18 protein-coding genes are annotated in these 21,131 nt (G+C 60.6%); 10 read left to right on the forward strand and 8 right to left on the reverse strand.

The window, feature by feature from the left end; all coding sequences use genetic code 11:
- Window positions 1-111: 111 nt before the first annotated feature.
- Entirely contained in the window at window positions 112-2,703 is a 2,592-nt protein-coding gene (clpB, locus tag E4P32_RS04420; protein ID WP_116433085.1) for an ATP-dependent chaperone ClpB, read from the forward strand.
- Window positions 2,704-2,998: 295 nt separating this feature from the next.
- Window positions 2,999-4,693 carry a sensor domain-containing diguanylate cyclase gene (locus tag E4P32_RS04425; protein ID WP_116433084.1) on the forward strand — a complete coding sequence of 565 codons (1,695 nt, stop codon included), beginning with the start codon at window positions 2,999-3,001 and terminating at the stop codon, window positions 4,691-4,693.
- Between the two features lie 140 nt (window positions 4,694-4,833).
- On the opposite strand, the gene E4P32_RS04430 is transcribed toward E4P32_RS04425, so the two are convergent.
- Window positions 4,834-7,062 carry an FUSC family membrane protein gene (locus E4P32_RS04430; RefSeq protein ID WP_116433083.1) on the reverse strand — a complete coding sequence of 743 codons (2,229 nt, stop codon included), beginning with the start codon at window positions 7,060-7,062 and terminating at the stop codon, window positions 4,834-4,836.
- A gap of 152 nt (window positions 7,063-7,214) precedes the next feature.
- Window positions 7,215-7,754: a PaaI family thioesterase gene (locus tag E4P32_RS04435; protein WP_116433082.1), complete on the reverse strand. Its 540-nt coding sequence runs from the start codon at window positions 7,752-7,754 to the stop codon at window positions 7,215-7,217.
- Window positions 7,755-8,144: 390 nt separating this feature from the next.
- On the opposite strand from E4P32_RS04435, the gene aceA reads away from it, so the two are divergent.
- Window positions 8,145-9,449: an isocitrate lyase gene (aceA, locus tag E4P32_RS04440; RefSeq protein WP_116433081.1), complete on the forward strand. Its 1,305-nt coding sequence runs from the start codon at window positions 8,145-8,147 to the stop codon at window positions 9,447-9,449.
- A 102-nt stretch (window positions 9,450-9,551) separates the two neighbouring features.
- Here aceA and E4P32_RS04445 read toward each other — a convergent pair whose 3' ends face one another.
- The 3 genes from E4P32_RS04445 to modA are packed head-to-tail and all read right to left on the reverse strand — an operon-like array spanning window position 9,552 to window position 11,732.
- Window positions 9,552-10,223, reverse strand: a complete 672-nt coding sequence (locus E4P32_RS04445; protein WP_116433080.1) for an ATP-binding cassette domain-containing protein — start codon at window positions 10,221-10,223, stop codon at window positions 9,552-9,554.
- Window positions 10,220-10,897, reverse strand: a complete 678-nt coding sequence (gene modB, locus E4P32_RS04450) for a molybdate ABC transporter permease subunit (protein WP_116433079.1) — start codon at window positions 10,895-10,897, stop codon at window positions 10,220-10,222. The genes E4P32_RS04445 and modB overlap by 4 nt, the downstream gene beginning before the upstream one ends.
- Before the next feature lie 49 nt (window positions 10,898-10,946).
- Entirely contained in the window at window positions 10,947-11,732 is a 786-nt protein-coding gene (gene modA, locus E4P32_RS04455; protein WP_199525575.1) for a molybdate ABC transporter substrate-binding protein, read from the reverse strand.
- Between the two features lie 122 nt (window positions 11,733-11,854).
- Between modA and E4P32_RS04460 the strand changes: the two genes are divergently transcribed.
- The 5 genes from E4P32_RS04460 to E4P32_RS04475 all read left to right on the forward strand — a co-directional run bounded on the left by E4P32_RS04460 (window position 11,855) and on the right by E4P32_RS04475 (window position 16,548).
- Window positions 11,855-12,208, forward strand: a complete 354-nt coding sequence (locus E4P32_RS04460; protein WP_116433078.1) for a LysR family transcriptional regulator — start codon at window positions 11,855-11,857, stop codon at window positions 12,206-12,208.
- A 10-nt stretch (window positions 12,209-12,218) separates the two neighbouring features.
- The gene (locus E4P32_RS04465; RefSeq protein WP_116433077.1) at window positions 12,219-13,955 is read left to right on the forward strand and encodes a ClcB-like voltage-gated chloride channel protein; all 1,737 of its coding nucleotides are present in this window, start codon (window positions 12,219-12,221) and stop codon (window positions 13,953-13,955) included.
- Window positions 13,956-14,143: 188 nt separating this feature from the next.
- A complete protein-coding gene (gene rlmJ / locus E4P32_RS04470) occupies window positions 14,144-15,031 on the forward strand; it encodes a 23S rRNA (adenine(2030)-N(6))-methyltransferase RlmJ (protein WP_116433076.1) in 888 nt (295 codons plus the stop codon).
- Window positions 15,032-15,193, forward strand: coding sequence for a fructose-1,6-bisphosphatase (locus tag E4P32_RS24050; protein WP_147306542.1), 162 nt, complete (start codon window positions 15,032-15,034; stop codon window positions 15,191-15,193).
- Window positions 15,190-16,548: an EAL domain-containing protein gene (locus E4P32_RS04475; RefSeq protein WP_116433075.1), complete on the forward strand. Its 1,359-nt coding sequence runs from the start codon at window positions 15,190-15,192 to the stop codon at window positions 16,546-16,548. The genes E4P32_RS24050 and E4P32_RS04475 overlap by 4 nt, the downstream gene beginning before the upstream one ends.
- Before the next feature lie 74 nt (window positions 16,549-16,622).
- On the opposite strand, the gene E4P32_RS04480 is transcribed toward E4P32_RS04475, so the two are convergent.
- Together E4P32_RS04480 and E4P32_RS04485 are read right to left on the reverse strand one after the other, a co-directional pair.
- Window positions 16,623-17,219 carry a hypothetical protein gene (locus E4P32_RS04480; RefSeq protein WP_116433074.1) on the reverse strand — a complete coding sequence of 199 codons (597 nt, stop codon included), beginning with the start codon at window positions 17,217-17,219 and terminating at the stop codon, window positions 16,623-16,625.
- 99 nt (window positions 17,220-17,318) lie between these two features.
- The gene (locus tag E4P32_RS04485; RefSeq protein WP_116433073.1) at window positions 17,319-18,209 is read right to left on the reverse strand and encodes a methylglyoxal synthase; all 891 of its coding nucleotides are present in this window, start codon (window positions 18,207-18,209) and stop codon (window positions 17,319-17,321) included.
- Between the two features lie 144 nt (window positions 18,210-18,353).
- Between E4P32_RS04485 and greB the strand changes: the two genes are divergently transcribed.
- Window positions 18,354-18,911, forward strand: a complete 558-nt coding sequence (greB, locus tag E4P32_RS04490) for a transcription elongation factor GreB (protein ID WP_116433072.1) — start codon at window positions 18,354-18,356, stop codon at window positions 18,909-18,911.
- A gap of 138 nt (window positions 18,912-19,049) precedes the next feature.
- Window positions 19,050-20,390: a DUF3422 domain-containing protein gene (locus tag E4P32_RS04495; protein ID WP_116433901.1), complete on the forward strand. Its 1,341-nt coding sequence runs from the start codon at window positions 19,050-19,052 to the stop codon at window positions 20,388-20,390.
- Window positions 20,391-20,467: 77 nt separating this feature from the next.
- Here E4P32_RS04495 and E4P32_RS04500 read toward each other — a convergent pair whose 3' ends face one another.
- Window positions 20,468-21,076, reverse strand: a complete 609-nt coding sequence (locus E4P32_RS04500; RefSeq protein WP_116433071.1) for an FMN-dependent NADH-azoreductase — start codon at window positions 21,074-21,076, stop codon at window positions 20,468-20,470.
- Window positions 21,077-21,131: the final 55 nt, after the last annotated feature.

Consider the following 21,131-nt stretch of genomic DNA (forward strand, 5'->3'; position numbering starts at 1 on the left):
ATCTGGATCAAATCCGGCAGCCTTTCGCGGCCATACAGTCGGATCATTCCTTGAAATACGTCTGCACGTCCCAATTTTCTAGGTATTCAAAATTCGGAGCGAAAGCACACCATGCGTCTCGACAAACTCACCACAAAATTGCAGGAAGCTCTGGCGGATGCCCAGAGCCGGGCTGTCGGCAACGACAACCAGTACATCGACCCCGTCCATCTGGTGCAGGCCTTGCTGGCCCAGGACGACGGCGGCGCCCGTTCGCTGCTGCAGCGCGCCGGCGTCAACGTGGCCGGGCTGACTTCGGCCTTGCAGCACGCCTCGACACGCCTGGCCAAGGTATCGGGCAATGGCGGCGAAGTGCAGATCGGCCGCGAGCTCGTGGCCTTGCTGAACCTGGCCGACAAGGAATCGCAAAAGCACGGCGACCAGTTCATCGCCAGCGAAATGGTCTTGCTCGGCCTGGCCGACGACAAGTCCGACGCCGGCCGCGCCGCGCGTGAAAACGGTCTCTCGCGCAAGTCGCTGGAAGCCGCCATCAGCACCGTGCGCGGCGGCGCCAGCGTGTCGTCGCAAGAGGGCGAAGGCCAGCGCGAGTCGCTCAAGAAATACACCCTCGACCTGACCGAGCGCGCCCGTGCCGGCAAGCTCGATCCCGTGATCGGCCGCGACGATGAAATCCGCCGCGCCATCCAGGTGCTGCAACGCCGCAGCAAGAACAATCCCGTGCTGATCGGTGAACCCGGCGTCGGCAAGACCGCCATCGTCGAAGGCCTGGCGCAGCGTATCGTCAGCGGCGAAGTGCCGGACAGCCTCAAGTCCAAGCGCGTGCTGTCGCTCGACATGGCGGCCTTGCTGGCCGGCGCCAAGTACCGCGGCGAGTTCGAAGAACGGCTGAAAGCGGTCTTGAAAGAGATCGCCCAGGACGAAGGCCAGACCATCGTCTTCATTGACGAGCTGCACACCATGGTCGGCGCCGGCAAGGCTGAAGGCGCGATGGATGCCGGCAACATGTTGAAGCCAGCATTGGCGCGCGGCGAGCTGCATTGCGTCGGCGCCACCACGCTGGACGAATACCGCAAGTACATCGAGAAGGACGCTGCGCTGGAGCGCCGCTTCCAGAAGATCATCGTCGACGAGCCGAGCGTGGAGGCGACCATCGCCATCCTGCGCGGCTTGCAGGAAAAGTACGAAGTGCATCACGGCGTCGACATCACCGACCCGGCCATCGTCGCCGCGGCCGAGTTGTCGCATCGCTATATCACCGACCGTTTCCTGCCGGACAAGGCGATCGACCTGATCGACGAAGCCGCCGCCAAGATCAAGATCGAAATCGACTCCAAGCCGGAAGTCATGGACAAGCTCGACCGTCGCCTGATCCAGTTGAAGATCGAACGTGAAGCGGTCAAGCGCGAGAAGGACGAGGCCTCGCAGAAGCGCCTGACGCTGATCGAGGAAGAAATCACCAAGCTCGAGCGCGAATACGCCGATCTGGAAGAAATCTGGAAAGCCGAGAAAGCCACGGTGCAGGGCAGCCAGCATCTGAAGGAAGAAATCGAGCAGATCCGCCTGCAGATGGATGACGCCACCCGCAAGAGCGACTGGCAGAAGGTGTCCGAGCTCAAGTACGGCAAGCTGGCCGAACTGGAGAAGGCGCTGGAGACGCAGAACAAGCAGGACGCCGCCAGCGAGCAGACCGTCGGCAAGCGGCGCCTGGTGCGCACCCAGGTCGGCGCTGAGGAAATCGCCGAGATCGTGGCGCGCGCCACCGGTATCCCGGTGTCGCGCATGATGCAGGGCGAGCGCGAAAAATTGTTGCACATGGAAGAGGTATTGCACGAACGCGTGGTGGGGCAGGACGAGGCGATTGTTGCAGTCTCGGATGCAATCCGCCGTTCACGCGCCGGCCTGGGCGATCCGGACAAGCCGTATGGCTCGTTCATGTTCCTCGGCCCTACCGGCGTGGGTAAAACCGAGCTGTGCAAGGCGCTGGCGTCTTATCTGTTCGATACCGAAGAAGCGATGATCCGCATCGACATGAGCGAATTCATGGAGAAGCATTCGGTAGCCCGCCTGATCGGCGCGCCGCCGGGCTATGTCGGCTATGAAGAGGGCGGTTACCTGACCGAAGCCGTGCGGCGCAAGCCTTACAGCGTGATCCTGCTCGATGAAGTCGAGAAGGCGCATCCGGACGTGTTCAACGTCTTGCTGCAAGTGCTGGACGACGGCCGCCTGACCGATGGCCAGGGCCGCACGGTGGACTTCAAGAACACCGTGATCGTGATGACCTCCAACCTGGGTTCGCACAAGATCCAGGCCATGGAAGGCAGCGATCCGGCGGTGGTGAAGATGGCGGTGATGGCCGAGGTCAAGCTGCACTTCCGTCCTGAGTTCATCAACCGTGTTGACGAGATCGTGGTGTTCCATGCGCTGGACGAAAAGAACATCGGCGCGATCGCCAAGATCCAGTTGCATATCCTCGAGGCGCGTCTGGCCAAGATGGACATCGGCATGGTGATTACCGACGCCGGATTGCAGAAGATAGCAGAGGCCGGCTTCGATCCGGTGTATGGCGCGCGGCCGCTGAAGCGGGCGATCCAGCAGGAAATCGAGAACCCCTTGTCAAAACTTATCTTGCAAGGAAAATTCGGTCCCAAGGACGTGGTCCACGTGAGTGTCAAAAATGGTGCACTTTCGTTTGAGCCGAACTGAAATGTCTTGATTAACTCTTTGTAATTATGCTATCTAGTTCCCTGATGGCCTGAGAGAAATACTTCGATAAAATGAGTATTTTTTCAGGACTCAGGGAATTTTTTTATATAAACGATTAAACTCTCTGATTCGGTGCCAAGTGGGCGAAATGAGGCATCAAATGACGTTAAGTCATGTATAAAAAACAATAAAACACGTGAACTATCCGTCCCAGACGACCGTGGCATAAGCAAGGGGTGAAATTCTGAAGCAATCTTCATTACAACGGCTGTTCATCCTGCCGTTTGTATTTCTGATGTTATGCCTGGCGGTGACGATAGGCTGGTTTCTGTATCGTGCCGGCGATGACGCCACCGAGGTGCTGGCGCGCAATGCATTGATGGACACCATGAACCGTGTCGGCCAGGCGACCGACCGGCAGCTGCTGGGCGCGCGCGAGACGCTGCGCGTGGTGGCGCCGGATCCGATTCCGCCGGCTGAAAAGGGCGGCCAGCCTACTTACATCCCGTTCCCCAAAGAGAAGGCCGCGCTGGAAGAACGCCTGTGGCTGGCCAACAGCCTGTTCGACGATCCCAGCTATGTCTATTTCGGCGGCGCCGACGGCAGTTTCCTCGGCGTGAAGCAGGAAGAGATGAATCTCTTCATGTACAGCACCCGCGATCCACAGGGCAAAAACTACGTCTATCATTTGCGCGGCCCCGGCACCACGCCGACGCTGATCGCCACGCAGGATTACGAGCCGCGCAACCGCCCCTGGTATCGCCAGGCCATTGAGCGCAAACAGGAAACCTGGTCGCCGGTGTTCACTGATTTCCGCCTCAAGTTCCTCGGCATCACCTTGTCCAAGCCGGTCTATTCGCCCGAGCACGTCCTGTTGGGTGTGGCCACCAGCAGCATAGGCCTGCGCCGCCTGAGCGATTTCCTGCAAGCCTTGCCGCTGACCAAAAACGGCGTCGCCTTCATCATCGAGATGTCGGGCGACCTGATCGCCACCTCGGTGAATGAACCGATCCACAAGGTCGACGGTGCGAACTTCGTGCGGCTGAACGCCGGCCAGAGCACCTCGCCCATCGTGCGCCAGTCGTATGCCGACCTGGTCGCCTACATGAAGACGCAAAAGCTTGAATCGGGCAAATTGGTGGTGCAGTCGCTGCAGACCGATGGCCCCAAGACCGAACTGGCGTTCCGCCTGCATCATGACGACGCCGGGCTGGACTGGGTGGCGGTCAGCGCAGTGAGCCGCTCTGACTTCCTCGGCTCGGTGACTGGCGGCGTCTACCAGACGCTGCTGCTTGGGTTCATCGCGGTGTGCATGACGTTTGTGCTGGGTTTCGCGATCCTGCGCTGGGTATTGCGCGACATCCGCAAGCTGACGCTGGCGGCCAAGAGCATCGGCAACGGCGAGCCTTTCCCGTCGCTCAACATCGATCGCCGCGATGAAATCGGCCAGCTGGCGCAGAGTTTCCAGGAAATGGAACGCAACCTGCGCACCGATCGCCTGACCAATGTGCTCAACCGCGATTCGTTCATTGCGCAGATCGACTTCCGCCGCCGCAAGGGTACGGAAGTGGCGCCGCTGCAATTTGCGCTGCTGTTCATCGACCTCGACAAGTTCAAGTCGATCAACGACCAGTACGGCCATGACGAAGGCGACAAGGTGCTGATTTCGGCGGCGTCGCAATTGCAGCATGCCCTGCGCAAGGATGACTCGGTGGCGCGCTTTGGCGGCGACGAGTTCGTGGTCTACCTGCATGGCGTGACCGACGAGAATATTGCCAAGTCGATCGCCGAGAAGATCCGCAACTTCCTCAACCAGCCTATCGAAGGGCGCGACGGCAACAAGTATCACGTCGACGCTTCCATCGGTGTGGCCTTGTTCCCGCAAGACGGCCTGGATATTGAAACGCTGCTGCGAGTCGCCGATGAACGCATGTTCGAGCAGAAGCGCATGCACCGGATTCTGTCGTATGACGGCAAGGACAAGCAGTAAGCGGCGTGAGCCGTGAGATATGAAAAAGCCGTGCTCAGCACGGCTTTTTTTCGTCTGTCGCCGGCCGTAGCCGGTGCAGATCAAAGCAATTCAACGTTTGGCAAGTACAGGTAACTGGTTTAACGCGTCGACCGGGGTAATCATGCGGTCTCCGCCTTGCGCAGGATGCTTTCGATGGCGCCGGTTTGCGCGACGATTTCCTGCAAGTCGTTGTCGAGCAGGGCGGAGCGACGCTGGAAGGTGTGCCAGCCGGACCATTCGCTGACTTCGGGCTGAGTAGCCAGGGCGACATCTTCGGCCGCCACGGTTTCCGCCAGCGGATTGACCGGCACGACTTCTTCCACCGGCACCGTCGCTGCCGTAGTGCCGCCGGGGCCGGCGAGGATGGTTTGCGCGTGCAGCAGATGGGCAGTGGCGCTCTGGTAGGTCTGTTCGATCAGCTTGTTGACCGGATCGCGCGGCAGGCCTTCGGCATGGCGTCGCAGCAGGATGCGCAGCGCGGCGATGTGCGCGGCCACCAGATAGTTCTGCACCACGAAGCGGTTGATCTCGCCCACGGCGCGCTGCTTGCTGATCGGTTCGTCCATCATGCGCACCTGCGCCGAGATCAGCGCGGACAGGCTGTCCATGAAGCCCTTGCGGCAGACGCGGTAGAAGAAGTCATCGCCCACTTTGCCTTCCAGCATGTCGCGGCTGGCCTTGATGTAGCGATGGCTGGCATGCAGCACGTTCTTGAGCAGGCGCGGCAGGTCGCGGTATTCCCAGCTCGGCAGCACGTAACTGAAAATGGTCGCGATGGCGACGCCGATGATGGTATCGATCAGACGTTCGCTGACCGCGCCGTGATGGCCGGCCGGCAGCAGCAGGTTGAGCAGCATCAGGATCTGCACCGAGGCCGCGATCGCGGTGTAGCGGTATTTGACGTAGGTGAAAGCCGGCGCCGCCACGCTGGCGATGAACAGCACTGCCAGCAAGGCCATCGGGTCATGCACGAAGCGCAGGATCAGCGCGGTCAGCAGGCAGCCGATGATGGTGCCGATCAGGCGGTCGCTCACGCGTTGCTTGGTCGAGCTGAAATTGGGTTTGAGAATGATGACGATGGTCAGCACGATCCAGTAGCCGTGCGCCATGTACGGCAGATGGGCGGCGATCCAAAGGCCGGTCGAGACCGCCAGCGCCACGCGGATGGCGAAGCGGAAGATCGGCGACTGCCAGCGTAGGTTGGCGATCAGCAGACCTGCCTTGTACTTTTGCTGGGTCAGGAACGGCGTCATGTCGGACCCCGGCAGGATCGGAATCGCGTCGATCGGGGTTTGCGTGGCCAGGTGCAGTTGCGAGATCAGCTCGATGATGTCGAGGATCTTGTTGTAGGTGACGCGCAGCACCGTGATGGCTTCGTCGGGGATGTGGCCGGCCAGATTGTCCTGCTGCAGCTGCTGCATCTCGTATTGCACGGCGCGCAACTCGGCCTTGTAGTTGACGGTCGGCGTCGAGACGCGCTTGCGGGTGACGGCATAGGCAATCGACTCGATGTCTTCGGCGGTCTTGTTGGCCAGGTCACGCAGGAAAATGATGACGTCGGTGTCGCCGAAATGGCTGCGCAGCAGGGCATAGTCGGCGTGCGTCGACAAGACCTGTTCGTAAAGCTCGAGCATGCTCAGGTGAACGTGCACCAGCAAGCCGTCCTGCTTGGTGTGCATGTCGCGCAGCACCAGGTCGCGCGAGGCCTGCAACTTGTCGGCCAGCACGATCTGCTGGCGCACCAGCGTCGTGAACTGGGTCTGCAGGTCGCTGCGTACGTCGTAGAAATCGGCCTTGATGCGCAGGTAGCGCGCCAGCTCGAACAGCGCTTCCGCCAGCACCTGCTGTTTGACGCGCCGCCGCAAAAAGTAGGACACGATCATCGAGTAGGTCAGGTAGCCGAGGCCGCCGGCCAGGAAGAAGCCCGCATGCAGGAAGGCTTCGTCAAACGGCACGCTGTTCTCCATCGACAGCGTCATCACCATCAAGGCGGCGAATTGGAGCGGCAGGGTTTTCTTGCCATACACCACCATCATGCTGGCGAGGAAACTGACCAGCACCATCGCCACGCTGACCAGCCAGTGGATCGGCGCGCACAGGCTGATCACCAGCATCACCAGGGTGCACAGCAGCACGCCGGCGAGCATTTCATTGAATTTGTGGCGCAGCGGACTGGGCAAGTCCATCAGGCTGGTGCAGAGCGCGCCGAGGAAGACCGTCATGGTGGTCTGCATGTCGGCCATGTTGAAGACCAGCATGGTCAGGCCGACGACGCCGGTGGCGATGCGCAGGCCGGTATAGAAATAGTGGCTGAAGAGGAAGGTGCGTATATCCAGGGCGTAATGCATGGGGGCGTCGGCTGATTTCTATTAACGCCATTCTGACCCTTCTGCACTCAATAGACAACCAATAGGCAATGGATGCGCGTCGGACGGTTGCTGAAAGAGAGGTGAGACTTTTCGGCAACCGTCATACATAACCCTTGCAACGCTTGTAACGCTTACGGCAGCGGGAACACCAGGCAAGTCGTCGTTGCATGCGCGTAGATCTTGCCGTCGACATCGACGATGCGGCCTTCGGCGATGCCGACGCGGTTACCGACCTGGATCACCTTGCCCTCGGCGCGCACCGGCCCGGTCTTCGCGGTCAACGCGCGGATCAGGTTCACCTTCAGTTCCAGTGTGGTGTAGCCCATTCCTTGCGGCAGCACGGAATGCACGGCGCAGCCGACTGCCGAGTCGAGCAGGGTGCAGAAATAGCCGCCATGCACGCTGCCCAGTGGGTTGTAGTGCTGCTTGCCGGGTGTGCCCTGGAATACGATGCGGCCCGGTTCGCCTTCAACCGGGATGAAATCCATGGTTTCGCCGATCGGCACCGACGGCAGTTCGCCGTCCCAGATGCGCTGCAGGAAATCCATGCCGCTGCCGGCTTTCAGATCATCCATTGACGCGACGCCGGGGGCCGCCAGTTTGGCGCGTACTTCGGTTTCGCGGGCTTGCCATTGGCGGAGTGTCTCTTCTCTGTTGCTGGTGGGGCTCATGGAGGTCCTTATTGTTTATATCGTTATGGATGAGTGGCGATCGTAGCTGGTGAGGACGATGCGTGACTTTTATTATGAAAGACGGAATGCATTATGCCCCGACGTTTGCGCGACGGCAAAAGGAGCCGTGAAGGAGGTTGTTTTTCATGATGCAAAGATACCGTTTCATATTGTGAAAAATGCGATTGCGCAGCATCATGAATCCATTTCATTTTCAGAAATTTCATTTCGTATCGCAAAAATTGATAATTAACTTGTTGAATATTAAGGTTAAAAATTTATTGATATGTCTTATATAAGACATTGTTGCTCTGCACCTAAAGGCCTACTATGAAGTCATGGATTTCACTTCTTGACCTCCATTTTCTGACTACCTTAAGGAGATTGACCATGACGACACGCGAACAACAAATTCAGGCGCTGGCTAAAGACTGGGCGGAGAACCCACGTTGGACAGGCGTCAAGCGCAACTACTCGGCCGACGACGTGGTGCGTCTGCGCGGCTCGGTGCAGATCGAGCACACGCTGGCAAAACGCGGCGCTGAAAAGCTGTGGAATCTGGTCAACAACGAACCGTTCGTCAACGCCCTCGGCGCGCTGACCGGCAATCAGGCGATGCAACAGGTCAAGGCCGGCCTGAAGGCGATCTACCTGTCTGGCTGGCAAGTGGCCGGCGACGCCAACCTGGCCGGCGAAATGTATCCCGACCAATCGCTGTATCCGGCCAACTCGGTGCCGATGGTGGTCAAGCGCATCAACAATACGTTCCAACGCGCCGACCAGATCCAATGGTCGGAAGGCAAGAACGACATCGACTTCTTTGCACCGATCGTAGCCGACGCGGAAGCCGGCTTCGGCGGCGTGCTGAATGCCTATGAACTGATGAAGTCGATGATCGATGCGGGCGCTGCCGGCGTCCACTTCGAAGATCAACTGGCGTCGGTGAAGAAGTGCGGCCACATGGGCGGCAAGGTGCTGGTGCCGACACGTGAAGCGGTCGAGAAGCTCAACGCGGCGCGCCTGGCGGCTGACGTCTCCGGCACGACTACGCTGGTGATCGCCCGTACCGACGCTGAAGCGGCCGACTTGCTGACGTCCGACGTGGACGACAACGACAAGCCGTTCCTGACCGGTGAGCGTACCGTCGAAGGTTTCTACAAGACCCGTCCGGGCATTGATCAGGCCATCTCGCGCGGTCTGGCTTATTCGGAATACGCCGATCTGGTCTGGTGTGAAACCGGCAAGCCGGATCTGGCCTTCGCCAAGAAATTCGCCGAGGCCATCCACGCCAAGTTCCCCGGCAAGATGCTGTCGTATAACTGCTCGCCGTCGTTCAACTGGAAGAAGAACCTGGACGACGCCACCATCGCCAAATTCCAGAAGGAACTGGGCGCCATGGGCTACAAGTTCCAGTTCATCACGCTGGCCGGTTTCCATGCACTGAACTATTCGATGTTCAATCTGGCGCACGGCTATGCGCGCAACCAGATGTCGGCCTTCGTGGAATTGCAGGAAGCCGAATTCGCAGCCGCCGATAAGGGCTTCACTGCGGTCAAGCATCAGCGCGAAGTCGGCACCGGTTACTTCGACGCGGTCACCCAGGCGATCCAGCAAGGCCAGTCGTCGACCACGGCGTTGCATGGCTCGACCGAAGATGAACAATTCTTCGATGGCGCCGAAAAGAAGGTTGCTTGAGTTTGCTTAGGTTTACTTAAGGCGATTGAAGTTTCAGGGGGTATCCACCCCTGTCCCTGCGGGAGCCGCACTTCACAAGAGTGCGGCTTTTTTATTGTTGGCTTATTTCTGGCGGGAGACCATGCCGTCGCGCACCTCGAACACGGCGTCGCCGAGTACGTCGACGTCCGCCGGATCGTGGGTGATGATCAGCATCGGCACATGCAGTTGTTGTTGCAGTTCGCTGAGCTCATGGCGCATGCGTTCGCGCAGCGACAAGTCGAGTGCGGAGAACGGTTCATCCAGCAGCAGGATGTCGGGTTGCGCCACCAACGCCCGCGCCAGGGCGACACGCTGGCGCTGGCCGCCGGAAATCTGCGAAGGATAGCTGCCGGCCGTGGCTTCCAGGCCGAACGCCTGCAACCAGCGGGCGACCGCGGGATGCGAGGCCGGCTTGCGCAGGTTGAAGCAGCCGCGCTGCAATCCGAAGGCAATGTTCTGCGCTACGGTGAGGTGAGGGAACAGCGCGTAGTCCTGGAACAGGTAGGCGACATTGCGCTGCTGCGGCCGCACGTTGACACCATGCGCGGCGTCAAACAGCGTGCGCTGGTTCAGCGTGATCCTGCCTTCGTCGGGCGTCATGAGGCCGGCCACAGCCTTGAGCGTCAGGCTCTTGCCGGCGCCCGAAGGACCGTACAGCACGATACGGTCGCTGTCGGAGGCGAAGTCGATGTCGAGCTGGAACATGCGGTCGTTGGCGCGCAGCTCCTTGCGGATATGGACGGCGACGCTCATGACAGATCCGCCCGGCGTGTGTGGCCCGGCATCAGGCGTCCGGCGATCAGCAGCACGGCGACGCAGGTGACTGACGTGATCACCACCAGCAAGGTGGCGGTGGAATCATCGCCGGCCTGCACCGCTTCATAGATCGCGACGGAGAGTGTTTGCGTGCGGCCGGGCAGATTGCCGGCGATCATCAGCGTGGCGCCGAATTCACCGAGCGCGCGGGCAAACGCCAGCAGTACGCCGGCGGCAATGCCGCGCGCCGCCAGCGGCAGGCTGACGCGGAAGAACACGCCGGCTTCGGACACGCCCAGCACGCGCGCGGCGTTTTCCAGCTGCTTGTCGACATTTTCAAAGGCCGCGCGCGCCGACTTCAGCACCAGCGGGAAGGCGACGATGGTCGAGGCGATTACCGCGCCTTGCCAGGTGAATACCAGCTCGATGCCCATGCTGGACAACCACGCGCCGAAGGTGCCGCGCTTGCCGAACAGCACCAGCAGGTAATAGCCGAGCACGGTCGGCGGCAGCACCAGCGGCAGCGTTAGGATCGAGTCGACCAGGTCGCGCAGCGGCGAGCGCCAGCGCGACAGCCCGTAGGCCGCCGCGACGCCGAAGAAGAGATTGAGCACCGTCGCCCAGCCCGCAACCTTCAGCGAGAGCAGCAACGGGGTCCAGACTGCACCCATAGAGGAAGACAACGCGTAAGCGAGTGAGAGTTGATCAGCCCGCAGCGTATCAGGGTTTGAGGAAGCCGTAACGCGCCAGCACCGCCTGGCCGGCGGCCGATTGCACGTAGGCCAGATATTTCGCAGCCAGCTCGGCCTGTGCAGTGCTTGCCGTCACCGCGATCGGATAAGTGGCAGGCGTATCGGACGGAATACGGATCGCGACCTTGACCTTGTCCGGCATGACGGCGGCATCGGTGGCGAAGACGAAGCCGGCTTCGACTTCACCGCGCGCCACATAGTCCAGGCTCTGACGCACGTTTTGCGCCATCACGCCCTTGGCCAGCACGGCGTCCCACAGGCCGGCGCTTTCCAGTGCGGTCTTGGTGTAGCGACCGAACGGTACCGACGCCGGGTTGCCCAGCGCGACCTTCTTGACGGCGGGCTGGGTCAGGTCCTTCAGGCCGGCGAGCGGCAGGGTGCTGTCGCTGGGAACGATCAGGACGATCTGGTTGGCGGCGAAATTCTTGCGCGTGGAGGCTTGCACGGCCTTTTCGGCGACGGCCTTGTCCATGGCAGTCTGGTCCGCCGAGGCAAAGACGTCAGCCGGCGCGCCGCGCACGATTTGCTGCATCAGGATGTCGGAGGCGCCGAAGTTGTTGATGATCTTGACACCCGGATTCTGTTGTTCAAATGCCGTACCCAGATCCTTGAACGCATTGGTCAGGCTGGCCGCGGCGGACACCACGAGGTCGGTGGCATGTGCGGCAGTCGTCGCCAAGGGCAGCGCCAACAGGACGAACGAGGCGGACGCGGCGAGTCGGCGCAGGTGTTGTGCGGTAAAGGAAGCGGGCATGGGAGTTCCTGTTTTTCTGAATGGGAAGAATCTGATCGGAATATACGTAAGGATATAGCGATAGTCAATTCGCTGCCGCATATACATGTAATTTGCCCGGAGCCCTTGCTACAATCGCGGTCATGACAAATTCCAAAACCGTACGATTGCGCGTGATGCAAGGCGACACGATCGCCTTCGGCCCCGGCAAAGCCGCCTTGCTGCTGGCGATCGATCGCACCGGGTCGATTTCCGGGGCGGCGCGGGAAATGGAAATGTCGTACCGGCGCGCCTGGCTGCTGGTCGAAGAAATGAACCGCTGCTTCAATCAGCCGCTGGTGGAGACTGCGACGGGCGGCGCCAAGGGCGGCGGCGCCCGCGTCACGGAACTGGCGCGTGACGTGGTGGCAAGCTACCAGCGCATGCAAAAGAAGGCCGACGCCGCCATCGAAAAAGACATGCAGCACCTGCAATCCCTGATCGTCGGCAAGGACTGAACGCCGTCCGATGCGCAATACTCTCCTCAAATACCGGTTCCGCCTGCAAACCTGGCTGCGCATGTCCGAGAGCCATGCGATGCTGCTGTGGGCGGCCGTGGTCGGCTTCGTCGGCTCGTTGGCGACGATCGGTTTCCGTGAATGCATCGATGCCGTGCAATATCTGCTGACCGGTCATAGCGGCAGCTTCGTCGAGATCGCCAAGGGCTTGTCCTGGCAGATGCGTGTGCTGCTGCCGACCTGCGGCGGCGTGGTCGCAGGACTGATCCTGATCTGGGCCAAACGCATGCCGGCCGGCGCCACCTCGGATTACATGGAAGCCGTGGCCATCGGCGACGGCCAGATCCCGATTCGTCACACCTTGCTGCGCAGCCTGTCGTCGCTGGCCACGGTCGGCTCGGGCGGCTCGATCGGGCGGGAAGGGCCGATGGTGCAACTGGCCGCCTTGTGCGCTTCGCTGGTCGGACGCTTCGCGCATTTTCCATCGTCGCGCATGCGCCTGCTGGTCGCATGCGGCGCGGCGGCCGGGATTACCTCGGCCTACAACGCGCCGATTGCCGGCGCCTTCTTCGTCACCGAAATCGTGCTTGGCGCGCTGGTCATGGAAAGCTTAGCCCCGGTGGTGGTGGCGTCAGTGGTGGCCAACATCACGATGCGCGAACTGCCGGGCTACAAGCCTGCGTACGAGATGCCGTATTTCCCAGAAGTGGCCGGTGTCGAAATCATCCTGTTCGTCGTGCTGGGCGTCATCGCCGGACTGCTGGCGCCGCAATTCCTGCGCCTGCTCGAATTGAGCAAGACCTTGTTTCAGAAAACACGCCTGCCGTTGCCGCTGCGCCTGGGACTGGGCGGCTTGCTGGTTGGTTTGCTGTCGGTGCGGGTGCCGGAAGTGTGGGGAAACGGCTACAGCGTGGTCAATTCGTTGCTGCACACCGACTGGCTGTGGTCGACGGTGCTGATCGTGATGATCTACAAGATCGTCGCGACGGCACTGACCACCGGCTCGGGCGCGGTCGGCGGGATTTTCACGCCGACCTTGTTCGTCGGCGCGGCCATCGGTTTCCTGTTCGGCGACATGGCGCACGCCTTGTGGCCGCATGCGATTTCGCAGCCGTTCGCGTATGCCATGGTGGGCATGGGCGCGTTCCTGGCTGCCGCGACCAACGCGCCGCTGATGGCGATCCTGATGATCTTCGAGATGACGCTGAGCTACCAGGTGGTGCTGCCGCTGATGCTGTCGTGTGTGGTGGCGTATGTCATCGCGCGCAGCCTGGACGGCAATTCGATGTATGAAATCACGCTCAAGCGCCATCGCGACGCGGCCGAACGCATCCGCCTGCGCGGCACTCACATGAGCGAACTGATCAAGCCGGCAGAAACGGTGTTGCACAAGGATGCGCCGTTCTCCGAAGTGACCCGCATCTTCCTGCAATATCCGGTCAAGTACATCTACATCACCGATCAGGAAAATCGCTATCTCGGGGTGGTGGCCTTGCAGGACGTGACCTCGTTGCTGCTCGACAAGGACAATATCGGGACGAAATGTGCGGGGGATTTCATGCGTACGCATTTTTTGCATGAAGTGACGCCGGACATGTCGCTGGGAGAAGCGCTGCAACTCTTTCTCGATCACCAGGGCGAGCGGTTGCCGGTAATCTCGAGCAGCGAAGACCCGCGTCTGCTGGGCGTGGTGTTCAAGACATCGCTGCTGGACGCCTACTTCCGCCTGGATCGTTCGGGCGAGTAGGTTGCTAGAAAAACTGTTGACGGCTTTGTAACATTCGGAAGGCGGGCGACTATTCGGCAAGCAACCTTGTTAGAATGTGAAATTAAATGTGAAAAACTACCAGACACACAGCAGTTCCGTGTGATTTCGGTACAAGCACTGCCATAGCCGGCGACGGCCACCAACATTTCAGGGATTCGAACGATTTTATGCTGAGTTACCGCCATGCCTTCCATGCTGGCAATCACGCTGATGTGCTCAAGCACATGGTGACGATCCAGTTGATGCGTTATCTCGGCCAGAAAGACACTCCCTACATGGTGGTCGACACTCATGCCGGCGGAGGCGTCTATGCGCTGGACGGGAACTACGCCAGCAAGAACGCCGAATACGAAACCGGCATCGGCCCGCTGTGGGATCGCACCGATCTGCCTGAAGCCGTTGCCGAGTACGTGCAACTGGTGAAAGACCTCAATCCCAGCGGCAAGATGCGTTACTACCCCGGGTCGCCGTATTGCGCCAACCAGGTGATGCGCGAGCAGGACCGTCTGCGCCTGTTCGAACTGCATACGACCGAGAGCAAGATACTGGCCGATAATTTCCGCAAACTTGATGCGCACGCCGCGGAGCAGGGCAAGCGCCCGAGTGCGCGCGGCAAGCGCGTGATGATCGAGCGCGGCGACGGTTTCCTTGCACTGAAGGCCTTGCTGCCGCCGCCGTCGCGGCGCGCGCTGGTGCTCATCGATCCGCCGTACGAAGACAAGCGCGACTACCAGAAGGTCAAGGAAGCCCTGCAGGATGCGCTGGTGCGCTTCCCGACCGGCACCTATGCGGTCTGGTATCCTGTGCTGCAGCGGATTGAATCCAAACAGTTTTCCGATCGCCTCAAGCGTCTCGGTGCCAAGAGCTGGATCAACGTCACGCTGTCGATCAGCTCGCCGTCGCCGGATGGTTTCGGCCTGCATACCAGCGGCATGTTCGTGCTCAATCCCCCGTGGACGCTGTTGGCGACCTTGAAGGAAGTCATGCCGTACCTGGTGAAGGTGCTGGGTCGCGACAGCGGCGCCGGTTTCCTGCTGGAATCGGGAGAGGCTTGAATGTATCGTTCTGACGAGGCTTGCGCCGGCAGATTTTGCCGCCGTCTCATCCGTGAAATGTTTTTTGGTATCGACAATGCATCAAGGCATACAATAGAAGGTCATGCCAAAGTTTCATTGTCTGCCGCAAGTGCCGGGGTTATTCAAAATAAGAAATCATGACCGAACCGTCTCCTGATCACAACGCCGTCGCCCCGGCGCCACCTGCGCATCACGCCCATGATTTTTTCCTGGCCAGACAACCAATCCTGAACCGCGAACAGGAACTGATCGGTTACGAGCTGCTGTTCCGCAACGCCGCATTCGGCCCGGCCAACGTCAATGACGACGTTTCGGCAACGGCATCCGTCATAGCGCACGCGTCTGAACTCGGTCTCAACAATGTCATCGGCAGCTTGCACGGCTTCATCAACGTCGATGCGACCGTGCTGATGAGCGACTTCATCAATTTCCTGCCGGCCGACAAGGTGGTGCTGGAAATCCTCGAAACCGTCAAGGTTACCCCCGAGCTGGTCAAGCGCGTCAATGAGCTGGTGCGCGCGGGCTATGTGTTCGCACTGGACGACGTCATCACCGAGTCGGAAGATATCGCCCAGCTCCTGCCGTTGGTCAAGATCATCAAGATTGACGTGATGGAAGTCGACGCGAGCAAGCTGCTCAAGCTGAGCGTGCATTTCAAGCGCGCGCAAAAGATGCTGCTGGCGGAGAAGGTCGAGACGGTCGAACAGTTCCGCGATTGCGTGACTTTCGGTTTCGACTACTTCCAGGGCTATTACTTCGCCAAGCCGGTGATCCTGCAGGGCAAGAAGCTGGAAGCTTCCAAGATCGCCATCATGCATATCCTGACGTTGCTGGTGCGCAATGTCGACAACGGTGAAATCGTGCGTTACATCAAGCGCGACGTCGCCTTGAGCCTGACGTTGCTGCGCCTGGTGAATACGCCCGTGTACGGTTTCATGAAGCACATCGATTCGCTCGGGCAGGCGTTGATCGTGTTGGGCCGTCGTCAGCTCAAGCGCTGGATGCAGATCCTGCTGTTCGCCAATACCGAAAAAGACAAGGCGCACACGCTGTCGCCGTTGCTGATCCTGGCAGCCACGCGCGGCAAGATGCTGGAGCTGATCACTGAAAGAATCCGTCCCGGTCGCCGCAAGATGTCCGAAATTGCCTTCACTGTGGGCATCATGTCGCTGGTGGACGCCTTGTTCGGCATGCAGATGGACACCATTCTCACGCAGATCACGGTCAGCGCCGAAATCCGCGATGCGCTGCTGTTCCGCACCGGCTTTTACGGCGAGATCCTGCAATTGGCAGAAGCTACCGAGAAAGCCGACAAGACGCCGGAACAGATGAAGGAGTTGCTCGACGGACTGCAACTGAGCGCCGAAGATTTCTACGAACTGGAAACCCAGGCGTTCGAGTGGGGCAACAATATTTCCACCAACATGGGACATGCTCCCGAGAAGAAAGTCGAAGCGGTAGCCGGCACCGGCGACGTTGCCGAGCAGGACAGCTGATCAGTTGATCATTTGATTCAACGCACCGCCGACGCCATGTCGGCGGTTTCATTTTTACCTCCAGCAATTTCCGCTTATTGCCGATCACGCCGTCGGGCGGCGTACTTCCTTATCATGCGCATCAAGCGGTTGCCCTGGCCGCTGCGGGTGTCGTGATTGCCCCAACGTTCCTTGACCGATGCCCACCAGCGCCGTCGCGCCTCCTTGAAACTCGAGAGTCCGGCTTCGACCTGTTGCCAGGCACGCGTCGCGCGTAGCTGGGCGATCATGCGGTCTTTGAAGCGCAAGACAATGTCCCGGTAGCGGGCAAACCACGGTAGTGACAGCAGGGCAGTTTGTGTCAGCGTGTACAGGCGCGCCACCAGTGCGGTGCCGAGTACCTTGGCGCTGACGATGATGATCAGGCCCAGCGTCGGATGACCATGGGCGATCGACATCAGGGCAAGGATTTTGACGGGAAGCAACAGCAGGCTGGGCAGGACGAAGATGGCCAGCGCCAGGTAGGGTGGAACGCCGGCGATCCAGGCTTCCAGGCGCGCGATGAACGGAATCAGCGGCAGCCGGGCGAACAGGCGCTTGCTGGCGTTCCACAGCCATTCTTCCAGCAGCAACAGCAGCGCTGCGGTGTAGACGAACGGCGCCAGCAGGTATTTTCTGATCTTGTGCGACAAGGAAGTCCTCAAGGATGCGCGAAGGCCGCTGCAGGCATATGTTGGGCGGGCGCGCCAAAAACAAGCCGGACTTGCCTCAGAGAATCCCTTGGCGGCTGCTTACCGTACTTGCCGCTGCTTGATCAGGCTGAGCCAGCGATCGCCCCATTTCTCGTCGCTCATGCAGGAGGCGTAGTCGGTCACGGTGCGTGCGGCGCGTTCCAGCAACTGGATGTCCGCTTCGTGCTGGCGGGCGACGTGCGGATCTTCCAGGAACAACACGCGGCGGCATTCGTGTTCCAGGATCAGTTCGGCGATCTGGGCGTCGCCACCGAGCGGACCGCTCAGGAAGGGCTTGACCCAGTTGCGGCCGGCTTCGCCCTTGATCTTGACCGCGAGCTCATTGAGCAGGCCGCCGGTGGTGCCGGTGGCGCAGCGGAAGCCAAAACTGTCGAGCACGTCGAAATGGCGCTCGGCCAGCGCCAGCATGCGTGCTTTCATCGAATCATGGGCGATCAGGGCGATGCCTTCATCGGCCAGCCGGAACGAGCCGTCGCGCGCCGGATCCGGCGCTGCGCCGCCGGCGATCGCTTCCAGCTCGAACCATTCCTGCGCGCCGGCCAGCGTCGACAGGAAGGGCTTGCCGTGGATCACGCACTGGCGCTTGAGCGCTACCGCTTCAGGGAAGGTCGAGGACGGATCGACCGGATCGATCAGGTAAATGATGGCGTCCAGCATGCGCGCCGGATCGCTGTCGACCACGCGCGACACCAGCTTCATCAGGCCGCCCTGGCGCCCGTAAGGAAAGCGCTCGATGTGCGGATAGCCCGGCAGCAGGCCGAGTTGGCCGATCGCATCAAGGGTGCGGCCGACCACCACCAGTTCCGGCTGCAGCGCTTCGATGCGTACGCGCGAACCCTGGAGCAGCTGCACCAGTGCGGAGTTGGGGGCGTCCTGATGGGCGCGGTTGGCGGCCAGGCCGATACGGTAGCGAGTCGTGGAAGAGGTCATGAAAAAGGGCGGAAGAAGTCTGTGCGGGAAGCTCTGTTTTAGCGCGTTCGCAGTGCAATTGCGCGCTCGGGAACTTTAACATACCGCTACAATGATGGACAGGCTGAAAGGCCGCACCACCACGTGGAGTATGCAAGCGAGAACATGAATAAAGCATTCGTAAAAGAATCCGACGGCGACGATGACGACGAACTGGCGTTGCCGGCCATTCCCGCGGGCACCAAGAACTACATGACGCCGGCGGGGCACAAGCGCATCAAGGACGAGCTGCTGCACCTGATCGATGTCGACCGTCCGGAAGTGGTGCGCATCGTGCATTGGGCCGCCTCCAACGGCGACCGTTCGGAAAACGGCGACTACATCTACGGCAAGCGCCGCCTGCGCGAGATTGATCGCCGCATCCGCTTCCTGACCAAGCGCCTCGACATCGCCGAAGTGGTCGATCCGACCATCCATCACGGCAACGACCAGATCTTTTTCGGCGCCACGGTCACCTATGAGAACCAGGACGGCATCGAACACACCGTCACCATCGTCGGCATCGACGAGCTCGATCCGCTCAACGGCAAGATCAGCTGGATCTCGCCGGTGGCGCGTACTTTGACCAAAGCCCGCGAGGGCGATGAAGTCACGCTGCAGACGCCCGCCGGCGTGGAGCAACTGACCATCCTTGCGGTCAGTTATCCGGCACGGCAGGATTGAGCCTCCCTTGAGCCTCCCCAGCGCCGGCTTGTTTGCCGGCGCCGAATCATGCAGCGCTTGGAACGGAATCTGCTTCACGATCCTGCAGCGCGACACAATTCACATTCTCCGATTTCTGATGAAGCCAAAGGCCAGTCCATGTCCATCGTCTACGCCAGCCTGAATCACCCGCAACGCGTGGCGCTCGCCGCGGAAGTGCACTCGCGGCCGTTCCTGCACCTGACCGCGCCGGAAAGCCTGACGCATCTCGCGGTCTATCTGCGCAACCAGGATGATGCCGACGCCAACCACCACGTCGCATACCAGCATGCCTTGCTGTCGGACCTGTGCCTGCATTTCGGGGTGACTGCGCCGGGGATGGATGCCAAGCACTTCTTCCATGATTTCGGCCGTTTCCGTCTCAAGTGGGAATGCCACACCGAATTCGCCAGCTACACCTTCGCGCAAAGTCACGACGCTGCACTGACGACCGATGAAGCTTTCGCCGCCGCGCCGCTCAGGCATGTGCCGCAGCAATGGCTGCTGGCCTTGCAAGGCAAGATCATGGTCGCCGCACACGTGGTGCTGGAACGCGCGCCGGAGCATGACGCCGCCGCCGGCATGGCGCGCCTGTTCGAAGGCAAGCTGCTGTCTTCCAGCAAGGTATTGCAGGGCGGAGAGATCTGGACCGATTTCGTGATCCAGGCCGACGGTTTCAGCCGCTTCGTGGTGCGCGACATCGACCTGCGCGACCTGCAGGGCGGACGCCTGGTGCAGCGCATCCTGGAAATCGAAACCTACCGCATGATGGCCTTGCTGGGCTTGCCGCATGCGCTGCAGGCCGGCCCGGTGCTCAACGCCATCGAAAGCGACCTGGCGACATTGACGGCGGCGATGGTCGATGCCGAACATGGCGGCGGCAATACCAGCGCAGGGCACGCCGAGGATGAACGGATCCTGCGCAAGATCACCGGACTGGCGGCGCGCATCGAAAAGATGTCGCTGGAAAACAGCTATCGGTTTTCAGCGTCGCAGGCCTACTTCCGCCTGGTCAAGGCGCGTATTGAAGAATTGCGCGAAACGCGGGTGGAAGGCGTGCCCACCATCGGTGAATTCATGGAGCGCCGTCTGGCGCCTGCAATGGATACCTGCACATCGGTGGCACATCGACAGAAAGCACTGGCCGAACGGATCGCGCATACCAACGATCTGCTGCGCACGCGCATCGGCATCGTGCAAGAGCAGCAGAACCGCCAGATCCTCGAATCGATGAATGCCCGGGCGGCGCAGCAGTTGCGCTTGCAGCAGGCGGTCGAGGGTTTGTCGGTGGCGGCGATTTCCTACTACATGGTGGGTTTGTTCGGTTATATCGGCAAGGCGCTCAAGGCGGCCGGCGTGCCGATCAATCCGGACGTCGCCACCGGACTGATGGTGCCGGTGTTTGCGGCAGGCGTATGGTTCGGCTTGCGGCGCTTGCACAAGAGCGTGCATGTGTCCTGAGGCGGATGGAGCAGATGGCGGAGACGTAAAAAAGCCGGATCTGATGATCCGGCTTTTTTTGCCTTGGAAAAACGCGATCAGACGATTGCGCTGATCTTTTCCTGGGCCAGTGATACGGTTTGCTTGGCTTTTTCTTCGCCCATCGACACGCCTTCGGCGGTGATCAGTTCGACGTCGGTGATGCCCAGGAAGCCCAGCACGCTGCGGATGTAGGTGCCGTTGAAATCCAGCGGTTGCGCCGGACCTTCGGAGTAGACGCCGCCGCTGCTCAGGATCACGATGGCGCGCTTGCCTTTCAGCAGGCCGGTCGGACCGTTGGCGCCGTACGAGAAGGTGCGGCCGACGCGGCTGATATGGTCAACCCACGCCTTGAACGCGGATGGCGGCGCGAAGTTGTACATCGGCACGCCGATGACCAGAGTGTCGGCGGCGATCAGTTCGTCCACCAGCTTGTCGGATTCGGCGATGATTGCTTGCTGTTCCGCGCTGCGTTGGTCGGCAGGGGTGAAATACGCGCCGATCATGGCCTCGGTAATGTGCGGCAGGATGTGGCTTGCCAGGTCGCGCTGGACGACTGTGCCGCCGGCGTTCTTGGCTTGCCATTGCTCGACATAGGCAGCGCTCAGCTGACGAGTGAGGGAGCCGGTGTAGCGGGCGCTGGAGTCGATGTGCAGAAGGGTGCTCATGTTGTTTCCTTGGAAAGTTGCCTTGGGTTATCAGGTCGCATTGAATGGCGATGAA

This window comes from Herbaspirillum sp. 3R11 (genome assembly GCF_004563925.1).
In the GTDB taxonomy this organism is placed as follows: domain Bacteria; phylum Pseudomonadota; class Gammaproteobacteria; order Burkholderiales; family Burkholderiaceae_D; genus Herbaspirillum.